Raw genomic sequence first — 13,576 nt, 5'->3', positions numbered from 1 at the left:
AGGGCCCTCGAACCACGCAAATGATAATTCTTTCTGAACTGTGGTCAAAATCCCTGGATATTCTCTGCGTCTTACGGTATTGTGTGTCGCTAAGAGGAGGCGAGACACATGAATGACTATCTGCGGGCGCTGCACCAGCGGTTCTTCCGGGAACCGGAGTGTGCGGACGTGCGAAGAGAGATCGAGGAGCTCCGGCAGGAACTGCGGGAGCAGCTGGACCGGCAGAACCGGGAGAAGCTGCTCAAGCTGGTAGACCTGGGCATCGAGCTCCGGGAAGAGACATCCCTTGCCAGCTTCATGACCGGGTTCAAATTGGCCTGGGGCCTGGCACAGGAACTGGAGGCAGACGGGCTGTACTCCTTCGAGGACGAGGAAGAGGCCAGGGCCTGCCGACGGGCGGAGGTGTAGTCATGGGCGCAGACCGTCCGGGGACGGCATGGTCCGCAAACGAGAGGACGGACGCTGGGAAGGCCGCATCGTGGTGGGCCACAAGGAGAACGGCGACTCCATCTTCCGCTACGTATCCGCCGGGAATCAGAAAGTCCTGACGGAAAAGCTCCACCGGGAGATGAGTACCTACCGGGGCGTGGATCTCACCGAGAACAGCCGCATGACCCTGGGGGAGTGGCTGGACCAATGGCTGGAGGAGTTGGTGGCCCCCTCCGTGCGGGAGAGTACCCTGGAAAGTTACGGCCATCATGTCCAGTGTTACATCAAGCCCCGGCTGGGCAGCAAGCCCATCAGCAAGATCACCCCGGACGATGTCCGGAAGCTGTACCGGGACGTCCAGAAGCATGGCCGTGTCCGGGAGGACCCGGAGTATGGACACGCCCTGTCCGCCTCCACCGTCCGCCATCTCCACGGGGTGCTCCACCTGGCCATGGACGCGGCGGTGCGGGCGCGGCTCATTCCCCAGAATCCCACCCAGGATGTCACCCTGCCCAAAAAGGAGATGACCCCCAGGAAGATCCTCAATGACGCCCAGCTGGAGTGCTTTATGGAAGAAATCAGAAAAGATCCCATCTGGTACGACTTCTTCTACACAGAGCTGACCACCGGCCTACGGAAAGGCGAGATCTGCGGCCTCATGTGGTCGGACTTCGACAGCAAGCAGGGGACCATCTCCGTCCGCCGCACCATCCACCGCCGGAGGGGCGGAGGCGTCACTGCGGGAGCCACCAAGACGGGCGCCGGAAAGCGTGTCATCACCCTGCCGCCCAGCACAGCAGAGCTGCTGCAAAAGCGGAAGAAGCGCTCCTGCTCCCAGTGGATCTTCTGCCACCCGCTTCTGCCGGAGCAGCCCCTGCCGCCGGACATGGCCTACAACCGGATGAAGGCATTGCTGAAGCGGGCGGGACTGCCGGAGCTGCGGTTCCATGACCTCCGGCACACCTTCGCCACCCATGCCCTGGCCAGCGGCGTGGATGCCAAGACCCTCTCCGGCATCCTGGGCCACACCAAGGCCAGCTTCACCCTGGACACTTACGCCCACGTCACCGGCGATATGCAGCGGCAGGCGGCCCAGGCGATGGACACCTTCATGACAGACATCTTCGGAAAGGAGCTGGCACCATGGCAAAGCGGCGAAAACCCGGCAGCGGCAGCGTCCACCTGAGAAAAGACGGCCGCTGGGAAGGGCGGTATGTGGTGGGCTACGATGAGCGGGGCTATCCTAGGACGAAGAACTGTCTGGCCAAAACAAAAGGGGAATGCCTGCAAAAGCTGAAAGCCCTGCGGGAGCAATGCCGCCCTCCGGAGCAGCCTAAAGAAATTGAATCGGGCATGACCTTCGGGGCGTGGCTGGATCACTGGTATCAGACTTATTCCATGCCCGCCCTCCGGCCCAGCACCCAGCAGGAGTATGAGCTGCGGATCTACCGGCACATCATCCCGGTTCTGGGGGAGATCCCCCTGAACAAGCTGACGGAAGCGAACCTCCAGCAGTTTTACCACCAGCTCAAGCACAGCGGGCGGCTGAACAGAACGGACCTCTACGGTCAGGGACTGTCTGACCGCTCTGTCCGGGGCTGCCACATCACCTGCCGGGCGGCACTGGCCCAGGCGGTGGAGGAGGGGCTGATCCCCATGAACCCCGCCGAGGGCTGCAAGCTGCCGGGAGAGGGAAGACGGGAGATGCAGGTGCTGACCCGGGAGGAGATGCAGCGATTGCTCATCCAGGCCAAGGAGGACGGCTGCTATGAATTGCTTCTTCTGGAGTTGTCCGCAGGACTGCGGCGGGGGGAACTGCTGGCCCTTCAGTGGGACGACCTGGACCTGGGAACCGGCGAGCTGCGCATCAGCAGACAGGTCTCCCGGGTGCGGGGAAAGCTGACCGTGTCCCAGCCCAAGACGGACGCCGCCGTCCGCACCATCGTCCTCTCACCCGCTGTGACGGAGCAGTTGCGGCACTATCGCAAACAGGTGGATTCCCGCTGGATCTTTCCGTCCCCCAAAAAGGAGGACGCACCCCGGGACCCGGCGGCAGTCCGGAAGCTGCTGAGCCGGGTCCTGAAACGGGCCCAGTGCCCCAAAGTTCGGTTCCACGATCTCCGGCACACCTTCGTGACCACGGCGCTGGAGTACGGCATGGACGTGAAGACCCTCTCGGCAGTGGTAGGGCACCGGTCCTCCAGCACAACATTAAACGTCTACACCCACGTGACGAAAGCCATGGAGCGGCAGGCAGCGGCCAAAATCGACCAGGGAATCGGGAAGCAGGAGGTGCCAACCGAGGAAGCCGAAGAGGCGAAGCAGCCAGCTATGACCACCTTCCGGGCGGACCCTGGAAAACGGCGCAAGCCCGGCACCGGCTGCGTCCATCAGATCGGCGACCATCTCTGGGAAGGACGGTATTCCCCCAGAGGGCCGGACGGCAAACAGCGTTCCCGGAATGTCTACGGCCACACCCTGGAAGAGTGCGAGGAGAAGCTGAAGGTACTGATTAAAACCATGAAAGCAGAGATCCAGGAGGAGCGGAGACAACTCCAGAAAGCAGGGAACCGGCCATGAAAGCGAAAAAAAGAAACTCCCGCAGATGCGGGAGTTTTCCTGTCTGTGGTATTTCTGTGGTCAATCAAAAACGGAGAAAAATCGGGACACCGTAAAGTTGCGAAAAAGTTGCGAAAATCAAAGAAAAGTTCCTGATTTCGCAAGAAATCAGGAACTTTTTGGTGGAGACTACTGGACTCGAACCAGTGACCTCCTGCGTGTGAAGAGCCGTCCGGATGTCAAAGTCCTGCTATTGGGTGCTTTCCGGTACTTTTTGCTCCGCTTTTTCGGAACAGGCAACAGGTCATTGTCCACTGTGTCCACCCTCTGATATCCGGATATTGGTCAGCGTATTGGTCAAAGTCCCGGCTCCGCTCAATGCGCGGAGCCGGGGACTTTTTCCACAAAAAGTTTTACCGATTTTCTGATTATCTTGGCACCACTTCGCAAATGTCGGAATTGCTTGGAATATCAAGCATTTCCGGCATTTTGCGTTTCGGAAGATACCCCGCATATCATGGCATATCGGAGCCTCATTTGGCGGTCAAAAGTAGTAAAAGCGTAGTAGAAAACCGGCCTTACTACTAAGCCGCCAGCTTGTCCATCGCCGCTTTCGCAGAGGCGTAATCCGCATGAGCGTAATAGTTCAGCGTCATGGTGATGTTGGAATGTCCCATGATGTATTGCAGGTCTTTGGGGTTCATTCCAGCCTGGGCAAGCCGAGTGCAGAAAGTGTGCCGCATGGTATGGGGCGTGATGTTCGGCAGGGCCTCATCAGGCTTGTGGTGCTTGTTGTACTTCCTGACAAGCCCCTGGAACATGCTCTCGTAGCAGGACGCCGTTTTGGGAAGGCCGCTTTGGTTGAGGAACAGGAAGTTGGTGTAACCCCCGATATTGACCGGGGCGGCCTTGCCCCTGTTCTTCACAGCCCGCTTCAATGCCTGGTAGACCTTCTCGCTCATGGGGATTTGGCGCACACCGTTCTTGGTCTTGGGCGCGTCCACATAGTAGCCGAGCTCGCTGTCCCGCAGAAGCTGGTGATCCACATCGATCCGGCGGTTCTCAAAATCCAGATCCACCGTCAGGCCGCACAGCTCGGAGACGCGGAGGCCGGTCCCCAGCAGGACGATGATCTCTTCGCAATACTTCCGGTAGACCGGGTCGCTGCCGGCGAAGGCCAGGAGGCGGTCCTCCTGTTCCTGGGTCAGCGCGACTTTTTCCTCCGTGTCATCCTCCAGGACCGTGTCCATAGCAAAGTTGAACGGGTTTTTTCGGATGCAGTCATCCTCAATCGCCGTGTAAAAGGCCGCTTTCAAAGACCGTTTCCAGTTATTGATGGTCTTGTAGGCGTAGCCCTTCTCGCTCATCCTGATGGCCCATTCCTTGGCGTCCGAGAGCTTCACCGTGTCAATGCTTCGGGAGCCCAGGGGGTCGCTTTTCAGAACGGACATCAGGTATTCCCGGCCCTTCTCGGTGTTCCGCTTGACATTCTTCCGATGGCTGTTCTGACGGGCATAAAGCTGGCAGACCGTCATCTTCTTGCCGATGGTGTCGATCCCATCGTTCAGGTCTCGCAGGATCTCCTTGACCTTCTCACGAAGCGAGATGTCATCCCGCTTGCCCGTGGGGGTCTTGTCGGTGGGGACCAGTTTCCAGGCATACACGAATTGAGTCTTTCCGCAGGCGTCCGTGTACTTGTAAGCGTATCTTCCGTCTTTTCTCTGGCTCTCTCCAGTTCTTAAAATTCGACCTTTGCTATCGCGTCTTTTCCCTGACATGATGTAAAGCTCCCTTCCATCGCTGGAATGAGCCTCGATACGCTATACATATTATACCGCGCCCCGGGCCCATTGTCAGCCGGCTTCCTCAAATAACCTCCAGCTCGTCGATGACTTTCTCAAACTGCTTGCGCTTGATCTGGAGGCGGTTGCCGTTCATAATGAGCCAGTTGGCGTCAGGGTTTTCCTCGGCTAAACTGCGGAGCTTCTTTTCCCCAATGCGAAAATATCTGGACGCCTCCTCAATGGAAAGCGTGTATTTTTGCCAGATAGGAATATCGTTCGTGTTCAAATACAACACCTCCTAAAAATTTGCGCGTCCCCTTTCAAGAGGACGGTGTTGCAAAGAATAAGAGGCAGAAAACGGATGGCCGCCGGCTGCGGCTCCACGGGAATTTCACCCCGGCCCATGCTGATGGGTGCGGCGCACGATGCTTTGCGGGCGTCCAATGCGCGAGTCTCATTATCCTGTCTGCGCGTCCTCGCCCACAGGCTGCCACACCTGCTTCACGGCCTGGTGTTCATCGCTCTCCTGTTTAGTAGGGGTCCCGTCCTGCGGACTTGCAACAGGGTCATGGCGCACCGGCCGAACGGCTCGGCACAAACAGATCGTATCCGTCTGCCTTATACTGCGCCGGAGGCCTCCCGCCGGGCTTTCTTTGTCAAGGAGCTATTTGGGGACGCCGCGTGGAAAGGGGGAAAACACGCAGCGCCCGGCCCTGGGTCAGTTCAGATCAAAGCCCAGGATGGAGATAATCAGCTTCGTTTCCAGCCGCCGGCGCAAATCTTCATCTACCTGGGGACGAGGAAAACCGTCAAGGTCATAGCTTGTCCTCGTAGACAGCGCGGCGATGTAGCCGGAATAGTGCCGGACTACCCGGTTCACCGCTTCGGGGTTACCCCCGACAGCGGCGGCGATCACCGGATAAGGGATCAGCGACGCCCGCGTGCACGCAGATTTAATCATCCGCTTCACCTCCCATCAGCTCCTTCAGCAGCCGATAGGCTTTCTGCCTGCGGGTGTTGACCGTCCGGCGGGCCATGTTCATGTACTCGGCGATCTCGCGGTCCGCCATGTCCAGGAACCAGTACATCAGGAAGATGTCCCGGTTATCCTGGGGCAGGGCGTTCAGCGCCTCGGCCAGCCGGTCATCCTCAATCAGAATCACAGCGCCTCCCACGGGGAAGTCCGTGTATTCCCAGGAGTAGCGGTCATAAACTGCAAGCTGGGCCAATTCCTCCTCTGACAGTTCGCTGAACAGTGCCTCACACTTCTGGCGGCGCCTGATCTCACGATAGCCGTTGTACGCCTCGTATTTCAGCACCTTCTTGCAGTAGCTGTCAAAGGCGTGCTGCTTGTGCTCGTAGTGGCGGTCAGGTTTCAAGTTCTCACCTCCCTTCGTGCCGGGAGGCAGTTCTTTTCTTCCCCTTTCGCTCACTACTCGTTCAGCGGAGGGCCGTTTTGGCTTCGCTGTGGGGGGATTATATGTAAATTTCTTGCCGCTCATAGATAAGCTCCTTTCGTTTCGTTCAGACCAGTGGGTCGGAACGAAACGGGGCGGGGAGCGGCAGTTTGGCTGAGCGATAGAAATAGCGCGGACACAGGAACAGGAGAATCCCACTACTGCGTCCGCGCTATGTTGTTGTGATTTATTGACTACTAATTGTTCCGAACAAGGCCGCAATAATACACAGAAAAATGAAAATTCCTTAAGCCTCTTGTATGTATTTACGGCCTCTTATAATGTTAATTATAAAATGGCATATTGACAATTAACAAACCATTTTTCTCACTCATAATCATATCCCCCTCAAAAATCGCAGGCCAACGCAGGGCAATCATAAAAACAACTCTTCAATCATTTCACATACAATTCTTATAATGCCATTTTTGTTGAGCTTCCTTGCTCTATGGGAAAAACAAACTCCATCAAAAAAGAATATAATTTGAAACTATATTTTACTAAATTATCCCATCTTGACCATACGATCACAGCAGCGGCGGATCAGCTCCACGTCGTGGGTGATCACCAGGATGGTTTTCCCTTTGTCTGCCTCGTTTCGCAGCATATCGGCAATAATCCGCATGTTCCCGCCGTCCAGTCCACTCGTTGGCTCATCAAAAATGAGCACATCACGCCCGGAGAGGATTCCGCAGGCCAGGGAGAGGCGCTGCTTTTGTCCGCCGGAAAGGGTGGCCGGATGGGCATCTTTATACGCATATAGCCCCAGCCGCTTCAAAAGGCCTCCGGCCTGTTCCAGCCGGGTCTGCGAGTGGTGGTCACCCAGCAGCAGTTCCTCTGTGACGCTGTTCGTAAAAAACTGTGTGCCGGTATCGTTGGCGCTGTACCAAGCCCGCCTGCGGCGCCCTGCGGCGCGCAATTTTTCCCCGCCGATTAGCACACTGCCGCCGCTCTCTTTCCACAGGCCGGACAGCGCCATCGCCAAACTGGTTTTCCCCGCCCCATTACGGCCAGTCACAGCGGTAACCTGCCCGGCGCAGACTGAAAGTGAGAGATGGTGAAAAATCAAATTGCCTTTTCTTTTGCAGGATAGGTCCTCTGTCCGGATAAAAACATCGCCGCTTTCCGGCTGCGGCAAATCCGGGAAAGGCGACTGCGTCACTTCCCGCAGGCCGTAGGTTTCCCGTTCCCCTTCGCTCATGTGCGCCATCTCCACCGGGCTTTTTTCCCACAGGATACGTCCGCCGTCAAGATACAGGAAACGGTCAGCGATGCCAGAGAGCCATGCCAGCCGGTGCTCGGCGATCACCAGGGTGCAGCCCTCGGCCTTGAGTTTTTTCAGGGTTTCAGCCAGCTGCTCTGACCCCTCTCCGTCCAGGTTGGCGGTTGGCTCGTCGCAGACATAGACGCCGGGGCGCAGCGCATAAACGGAGGCAATCGCCACCCGCTGTTTTTCTCCGCTGGAGAGTACATCCAAACTGCGACCCCGCAGATGCTCCAGGGAAAAAGTTTGGATGGCGGCATCGGTCCGGCTGCGGACCTCCTCCCGGGCCATCCCGTAATTCTCACAGGCAAAGGCCACCTCGCCGGCAAGCTCTGAAGAAAAGAACTGGCTTTTGGGGTCCTGGAATACGCTGCCCACCCGGCGGCCAACGGCATATTGCGGCAACGTTTCCAGAGGTGTATCGTCGAGGAAAATATGTCCCTCCATGCTGCCGGTATAATAAGCCGGCGCAAGTCCGTTCAAGAGCCGCGTCAGCGTGGTCTTGCCTCCTCCTGACGGGCCGGTGAGTACCACGCATTCCCCGTCATGGATGGTCAGGTTGATGTCCTTGACCCCTTGTTCACAATCCGCATAGTGAAAGGAGACGTTTTCCATCCGTATCACAACCGCATCCCTCCCATCCACAGAAACAGTACCGTAACAACCGGCCACAGCACAAGCTGGCACCAGTCCAAAGTATCCATCTTTCTCTCATGATAACTGCCCCGCTTCCCCGGGGCTTCCGCTCCCCGGGCCACCGCGGATACGGAAAGCTGGTCGGCAAGCTGCAGGCAGCGTAGCAGCATGGGCACCAATACATATTCGCAGGAGGCCGCCGGATGGGTGAGCAGCCGTGCCGGGGCCGTCAGTCCCCGGTTGCGCATGGAACGCCCTACGCCTTTCAGTTCCGCCTTCATGGTGGGAAAGAAACGGAACAGCACCAGCAGCCCCAATATCACAGCAGTGGGCATATGAATACGGGAAAGAAAAGCGGCTAGCTCCCCCGGCGGCGTGGTGATAAGGTCCCAGCCCACCAGGAATACGGGGGACAGGTTCCAGAACATCAGCACATAGAACTCGGAGAACACCACCATGTGCAGGCCATGATACCGGATCAGGTACAGCAGCAGCGCCAGTATCCCGTAAAACAGAGCAAAGCCCCCCATCAGCCGCCAGTTTTTCTGTACGGCCAGATAGAGAAAACATGCCGCTGTGAGTACGCAGGTCAGCATCGCATTGCCGGTCAGGGAGATCCCCAGGATGGTCCAGAGCAGCGCCCACAGCTTTACAGGCACCGCCAAATTCCGCCTCTGCATCAGAGGACGCCCGCCTTCTTGAAGTGTTTTCCAATGAGCTTACCGCCGATGAGGCTCCCCACAAAGCCGCATACCGTGGTGAACAGGAGGATGAACACCAGCCAACCCAGGGAGGAGTAATACCGCACAAAGGAGTCGATATAGCTCTGTTCCATGCCGCTTTGCAGGGCAAAGGTCTCGTAGGTATCCCAGAAAAACCAGAGGGGCAGCAGATTGACGCCGTTATAGAGCAGGCTGGCCACCGTCCAGGACAGGGTCATCTTCTTTTTGGATTCCCAGCCGTTTTTCCACAGGATAGCCTCGCAGATCACGCCGACGATCATATAATAGGGCAGCAGATACCAGTTTCCCATCATGAGGAACACCAGGCCCAAAATCGTCATGTAGACCAGAGAGACAAATCGCTTACGCACCCGGCTGACCATTAGAAAGTAGACAGGCGCGCACAGCAGCATCGTGATCCCCACCGACAGGACCATGCTGACAAAATCATTCACCATGCACACCATATTGATTACCAGTTGGATCAGGATCAGCACCACGGTAAGCAATACAGTGGTGATCACGTCTCTGACCGTCCATCTATTGTTGTTTGTCATCTTGATTTTCCTTTCGCGTGTTGATAAAACGGAAGTTGCAGAGTGCGTCGCCCCTTCCGATGGTCTTGGTCCGTCCCCATCGTGCGCCGGGGATATTTCCGTACATCACATCGTCGCTCTCGCAGAAGATGGGCGTCAGCTCCGGCACTCCATAGCGGCGGAATACATTGGCGTACAGGCAGGCGTGGCAGTCCCACTCGATGGCGTAGGCGTCGTTGCGCTTCCATTCAAACCGCCAGCCCTCCGGCCCAAACCCTGCTTTCGTAGACGCCGGGCACATGACCCGGAACAGTGGGAAGAAAAACGGCAGTTTTCCAAATCCCTGAAAGAATTTTGCCATGGGCTTGGAAGCGTTAAGGACGGAGGTGCGGATAAGCCGCCTGGCCTCAACAGGTTTCCAGCCCTGTTCCTGTAAGCCCCGGTATATTGCTACCGAGGGCAGGATGCTGCCTGCCATGTGCCGCGCCAGCATCTTATTGGACAGGTCGTTCTCTTTGAGAAGGGCATCGTAGGTCTGGAGCACCGCCTGTCTATCCGCACCGTTTTGGATTTCCGCATAGGCTTCTCCCAGGCGGCTCCTTTGGAGTTTCTTTTCCAGGTTCATGCTTTTTCCAGCCTCCATCCCAGGGCCTGTTCCCGCACTTCCACAAAGCGGCGGTACAGGCCCTCCTGTTTTATCAGTTCGGTGTGGGTACCATGCTGGACGATACGGCCTTTGTCCAGCACGATGATCTGATCGGCGTCCCGGACCGTGGAGAGTCGGTGGGCGATCATCAGGATGGTCTTATCCCTGGTCAGCTCCCTGACGGCTTTTAACAGCTCCTGCTCATTCTCCGGGTCTACGCTTGCAGTGGCCTCATCCAGAACGATGATGGGAGCATCTTTCAAAATAGCTCGGGCGATGGAGATCCGCTGGCGCTCCCCGCCGGAAAGGGTGGCGCCGCCCTCTCCTACACAGGTCTGATATCCCTCCGGCAAAGCCTCGATAAAATTGTGGCAGCAGGCTTTCTTTGCCGCTTCTATCACCTCATCCTGCGTGGCGTCCGGACGGCCAAACTTGATGTTGTTTTCAATGGTATCCTCAAAAAGATAGACATTCTGGAATACAATAGAAAAGTTGCGCAGCAGGCTGTCGCAGGTGTACTCCCGCACATCATGCCCGCCGATGCGGATACTCCCTTTTCCCACATCCCAGAATCGGGCTGCGAGGCTCACCAGAGTGGATTTGCCGGAGCCGGAGGGGCCTACGATGGCGCAGGTGGTCTTCTCTGGGATGGTCACGCTCACATCATGCAGGACATCCTCCTTGCCATAGGCGAAGGAGACATGGCTGATCTCGATATCAAAACGCTCCGGATTCAGATCCGTCCCTTGCTCATCCATGACCGGGGTATCCATCACGGCGTCCAGCCGGTCCAGGGACGCCTCGATCCCCCGGGCCACAGAGGCCATGCTGCCCACCATCTCCACGGCAGAATAGATCATAAAGCTGGATACCAGCAGGAGCAGGCACTTTACCGGCGTGATCCCGCCGCCCAGCAGCAGATAGGGGGCGATCACCAGAATGGCGGCCCGTGCCAGCTTGAATACCGTCTGATAGACCCCGGTCAGTGCGGAGAAAGTGCTTTCCAGGGCAATATTGGCGTCGGCGCTTTCATCAATGGCCTGATTTACCGCTTTGCCCGAGCGTTCCCCCAGACCGAAGGCTTTCACCACACCCATGCCCTGGATGTATTCCAGGAACGCCGTCACCAGATTGGCCTGAGCGGCCTGCCGCCTCGGTGCAAGGCGTTTGGCCGCCTTCTGCATGACGGCGTAGACCAACATGGCGAGGATCAGTCCTATAAACATAGCAATTCCGACACGCCACTCATAAAAGAGCAGCCACACGCCGATGACCAGGGCATGGATGAAGCCGCCCGCCACCTGCTCCAGGATTGTGACCGCATTGTTCTCCACATCCGAGAGCGTGGTGGTCACAGCGGCGGTGATATCTCCCAGGCGATTTTCGTTGAAATAGCCCATAGGGACCCGCTTCATGTGCTCTCCGATTTCAAGCCGCTTTTCAGCGCACATGGAAAAGCTGCCCAGAGTGCGCCTGCCAGCGGACAAATTGTTGAACACGATCCGCCCCAGGATACTGACTACCATAACAGCCAGCGATATCCAGATGGTTTGCGCCGGCATGACGCCGCCATCGGCAGCAGCCAGCAGGCCAGCGAGTACCGTAAGGATGGCCAGGATGGGCAGCATCTGGAATACAGAGTCCAATAAGGTAAATACAAAGGACAGCAGCAGGGAACCCCGCTCTTTGCCGGAAAAATCCAGCAGCCGTTTTATCAGTTTGATCATAGTGCATCCTCCTCTCCCGTATCTTTGGCGCTGATATGCGCATTCCAAAGTTCACGGTACAGCGGACAGCTGACCAGAAGTTCTTCATGGGTCCCTAAAGCCTCCACCTGTCCATGGTCCAATACCACGATCCGGTCCGCATGGATAATGGTGGAAAGCCGGTGGGCAATGACGATCAGCGTTTTCCCCTGTACCAGCTGGTTGATAGAAGCCTGGATCACTGCCTCGTTCTCTGGGTCAGTGAAGGCGGTGGCCTCGTCCAGCACCACCACAGGGCTGTCCTTCAAAATAGCACGGGCGATGGCAATGCGCTGCCGCTCGCCCCCGGAGAGACTGCCTCCGCCGTCTCCCACCAGGGTATCATAGCCCTTTGGCAGAGCCGTAATGAAGTCATGGCAGCTGGCCAGTTTTGCAGCGGCAAAGACTTCCTCGTCTGTGGCGTCCGGCCTCCCCAGCCGGATGTTTTCTTTCACCGTCAGGTGGAACAGAAAATTGTCCTGTGAGACATAGGCCACTGTTTCCATGACCTGGGAGAGGGGGATGTTCCGAACATCCACGTCGCCCAGCTCCACTGCGCCGTTGTCCGCCTCCCAGAAGGATGCGATGAGCCGGGCAACTGTGGATTTTCCTGAACCGGAGGGGCCTACGATGGCGGTCATCCCGCCCGGCACCACATCAAAACTCACACGGTGCAGCACCTCCTGATTCCCGTAGCCAAAGGAGACATCACGCAAGGAGATATTGGTGTTATCCAGCCGCACCGACTGGGCAGGGCGGTGCAGTTCTTCCGCCTCCAAAAGCCCGGCGATCTCCTTGACGGTGGAATCTACCATGGCCAGGCTGTCCGTGTACCGCAATGCCTGGATCAGCGGCGACACCAGCCCCAGTGCCAGGATCACACAGGTGATCAGGGTAGGGGCCGTGATGCTCCCCTGCTGAAAGAGCCATGCCCCCAGAGGCAGAACTCCCAGCAGGCAGGAGGGCATGATGGCGATACCGGCAATATAAAAGCCATTGGTCTGGCGGAACCAGGTGGCCTTTGCCGCCTCGTTCTCCTTTACGGCATCCGCATATTTGGCATAAGAGGCAGTCCCCTGATTGAACGCCTTGATGACCTCGATGCCGCCGATGTACTCCACGATAGCGGCGTCCATGTTCTTGCTGGCGTCCAGCACCCGGTTGTAGCGGACCTCGTAATCCTTCATCATGCCCATATAGCAGACAAGGCCGATGGGGATCGTGATCAGGGAGATCAAGGCCATGCGCCAGTCCAGTACAAAGAGATAGGCAAGCATGAAGATGGGAACCAGAATATTTGCGGTGAGTTCCGGGATCATGTGGGCCAGGGGCAGTTCCAGTTTTTCCACCGTATCCACCAGCATGGTCTTGAACTTGCCCGATGGCGTGTCTAGGATATACCCCATGGGGACCCGGGCAAGTTTTCCCGTCAGTTCGGTGCGGATGTTTTTCAGAATGGTAAAGGCGCTGCGGTGGCTGAGCATGGTGGAGGCCGTTCCAAACCAGGTGCTTCCCAAATAACCCAGAAGGGCAGCGAAGGTCCACAGGGCGATGGGCGCCAGCTCATATTGCCAGCCGCAAACCAAAATGACGATCCGTGACACTGCAAAATACGGGACTACACCGCAAAATGCGCCCGCCACCGCCAGCAGAACCGACAGAATCATCTTCCCTCTGCATTGAGCGGCAAGGCGCAGAAGCCAGTGAAATGCGCTGTTCTTTTTCTGTTTCATTTGCCTCTCCTTTCATTTGTTTTTCGTGTATTTTATGGTATCCAGTAAAAACCGGGGATGTTTCA

At 57.2% G+C, this 13,576-nt stretch carries 13 protein-coding genes; 3 read left to right on the top strand and 10 right to left on the bottom strand.

Translation table 11 applies throughout. From position 1 onward, the window contains the following. The first annotated feature begins 108 nt into the window (after nt 1–108). Genes ACVDHE_RS07090 through ACVDHE_RS07080 form a run of 3 tightly spaced genes read left to right on the top strand, consistent with a single transcriptional unit; the run spans nt 109 to nt 3,009 of the window. On the top strand, nt 109–408 hold the full coding sequence (locus tag ACVDHE_RS07090) for a DUF6809 family protein (protein WP_418725850.1): 300 nt from the start codon (nt 109–111) through the stop codon (nt 406–408). 28 nt (nt 409–436) lie between these two features. Continuing rightward, nucleotides 437–1,615 (top strand): tyrosine-type recombinase/integrase, encoded by a 1,179-nt coding sequence (locus tag ACVDHE_RS07085; RefSeq protein ID WP_458886064.1) that lies wholly within the window; start codon nt 437–439, stop codon nt 1,613–1,615. Next, nucleotides 1,573–3,009: a tyrosine-type recombinase/integrase gene (locus ACVDHE_RS07080; protein WP_458886063.1), complete on the top strand. Its 1,437-nt coding sequence runs from the start codon at nt 1,573–1,575 to the stop codon at nt 3,007–3,009. The genes ACVDHE_RS07085 and ACVDHE_RS07080 overlap by 43 nt, the downstream gene beginning before the upstream one ends. 563 nt (nt 3,010–3,572) lie before the next feature. On the opposite strand, the gene ACVDHE_RS07075 is transcribed toward ACVDHE_RS07080, so the two are convergent. From ACVDHE_RS07075 to ACVDHE_RS07030, 10 genes are all read right to left on the bottom strand, one after another. Beyond that, complete coding sequence (locus ACVDHE_RS07075; protein WP_458886062.1) at nt 3,573–4,766, bottom strand: tyrosine-type recombinase/integrase; 1,194 nt, start codon at nt 4,764–4,766, stop codon at nt 3,573–3,575. An 88-nt stretch (nt 4,767–4,854) separates the two neighbouring features. Beyond that, nucleotides 4,855–5,067, bottom strand: coding sequence for an excisionase (locus ACVDHE_RS07070; RefSeq protein WP_458886061.1), 213 nt, complete (start codon nt 5,065–5,067; stop codon nt 4,855–4,857). Nucleotides 5,068–5,490: 423 nt separating this feature from the next. Then, entirely contained in the window at nt 5,491–5,733 is a 243-nt protein-coding gene (locus tag ACVDHE_RS07065; RefSeq protein ID WP_025654191.1) for a helix-turn-helix domain-containing protein, read from the bottom strand. Beyond that, nucleotides 5,726–6,151: a sigma-70 family RNA polymerase sigma factor gene (locus ACVDHE_RS07060; protein ID WP_025654192.1), complete on the bottom strand. Its 426-nt coding sequence runs from the start codon at nt 6,149–6,151 to the stop codon at nt 5,726–5,728. The genes ACVDHE_RS07065 and ACVDHE_RS07060 overlap by 8 nt, the downstream gene beginning before the upstream one ends. A 583-nt stretch (nt 6,152–6,734) precedes the next feature. After that, complete coding sequence (locus ACVDHE_RS07055; RefSeq protein ID WP_318271025.1) at nt 6,735–8,108, bottom strand: ABC transporter ATP-binding protein; 1,374 nt, start codon at nt 8,106–8,108, stop codon at nt 6,735–6,737. 5 nt (nt 8,109–8,113) lie between these two features. Next, nucleotides 8,114–8,809, bottom strand: a complete 696-nt coding sequence (locus tag ACVDHE_RS07050; RefSeq protein ID WP_025654194.1) for an energy-coupling factor transporter transmembrane component T — start codon at nt 8,807–8,809, stop codon at nt 8,114–8,116. After that, on the bottom strand, nt 8,809–9,408 hold the full coding sequence (locus ACVDHE_RS07045) for an MptD family putative ECF transporter S component (protein WP_025654195.1): 600 nt from the start codon (nt 9,406–9,408) through the stop codon (nt 8,809–8,811). Before ACVDHE_RS07045 ends, ACVDHE_RS07050 begins: the two co-directional genes overlap by 1 nt. Next, nucleotides 9,392–10,012, bottom strand: coding sequence for an L-2-amino-thiazoline-4-carboxylic acid hydrolase (locus ACVDHE_RS07040; protein WP_025654196.1), 621 nt, complete (start codon nt 10,010–10,012; stop codon nt 9,392–9,394). The genes ACVDHE_RS07045 and ACVDHE_RS07040 overlap by 17 nt, the downstream gene beginning before the upstream one ends. After that, entirely contained in the window at nt 10,009–11,760 is a 1,752-nt protein-coding gene (locus ACVDHE_RS07035) for an ABC transporter ATP-binding protein (protein WP_458886060.1), read from the bottom strand. Before ACVDHE_RS07035 ends, ACVDHE_RS07040 begins: the two co-directional genes overlap by 4 nt. Then, nucleotides 11,757–13,511, bottom strand: a complete 1,755-nt coding sequence (locus tag ACVDHE_RS07030) for an ABC transporter ATP-binding protein (protein WP_119980785.1) — start codon at nt 13,509–13,511, stop codon at nt 11,757–11,759. Before ACVDHE_RS07030 ends, ACVDHE_RS07035 begins: the two co-directional genes overlap by 4 nt. Nucleotides 13,512–13,576: the final 65 nt, after the last annotated feature.

Source organism: Dysosmobacter sp. Phy (assembly GCF_054476235.1).
Note: the sequence above shows the minus strand (reverse complement) of the source record. Positions and strands in the feature narration are given on the sequence as shown.

Coding starts and splice junctions, on each gene's coding strand:
- ACVDHE_RS07045 (WP_025654195.1), bottom strand. CDS start 9,408: ATGACAAACAACAATAGATGGACGGTCAGAGACGTGATCACCACTGTA.
- ACVDHE_RS07055 (WP_318271025.1), bottom strand. CDS start 8,108: ATGGAAAACGTCTCCTTTCACTATGCGGATTGTGAACAAGGGGTCAAG.
- ACVDHE_RS07080 (WP_458886063.1), top strand. CDS start 1,573: ATGGCAAAGCGGCGAAAACCCGGCAGCGGCAGCGTCCACCTGAGAAAA.
- ACVDHE_RS07040 (WP_025654196.1), bottom strand. CDS start 10,012: ATGAACCTGGAAAAGAAACTCCAAAGGAGCCGCCTGGGAGAAGCCTAT.
- ACVDHE_RS07035 (WP_458886060.1), bottom strand. CDS start 11,760: ATGATCAAACTGATAAAACGGCTGCTGGATTTTTCCGGCAAAGAGCGG.
- ACVDHE_RS07065 (WP_025654191.1), bottom strand. CDS start 5,733: ATGATTAAATCTGCGTGCACGCGGGCGTCGCTGATCCCTTATCCGGTG.
- ACVDHE_RS07090 (WP_418725850.1), top strand. CDS start 109: ATGAATGACTATCTGCGGGCGCTGCACCAGCGGTTCTTCCGGGAACCG.
- ACVDHE_RS07075 (WP_458886062.1), bottom strand. CDS start 4,766: ATGTCAGGGAAAAGACGCGATAGCAAAGGTCGAATTTTAAGAACTGGA.
- ACVDHE_RS07050 (WP_025654194.1), bottom strand. CDS start 8,809: ATGCAGAGGCGGAATTTGGCGGTGCCTGTAAAGCTGTGGGCGCTGCTC.
- ACVDHE_RS07030 (WP_119980785.1), bottom strand. CDS start 13,511: ATGAAACAGAAAAAGAACAGCGCATTTCACTGGCTTCTGCGCCTTGCC.
- ACVDHE_RS07085 (WP_458886064.1), top strand. CDS start 437: ATGGTCCGCAAACGAGAGGACGGACGCTGGGAAGGCCGCATCGTGGTG.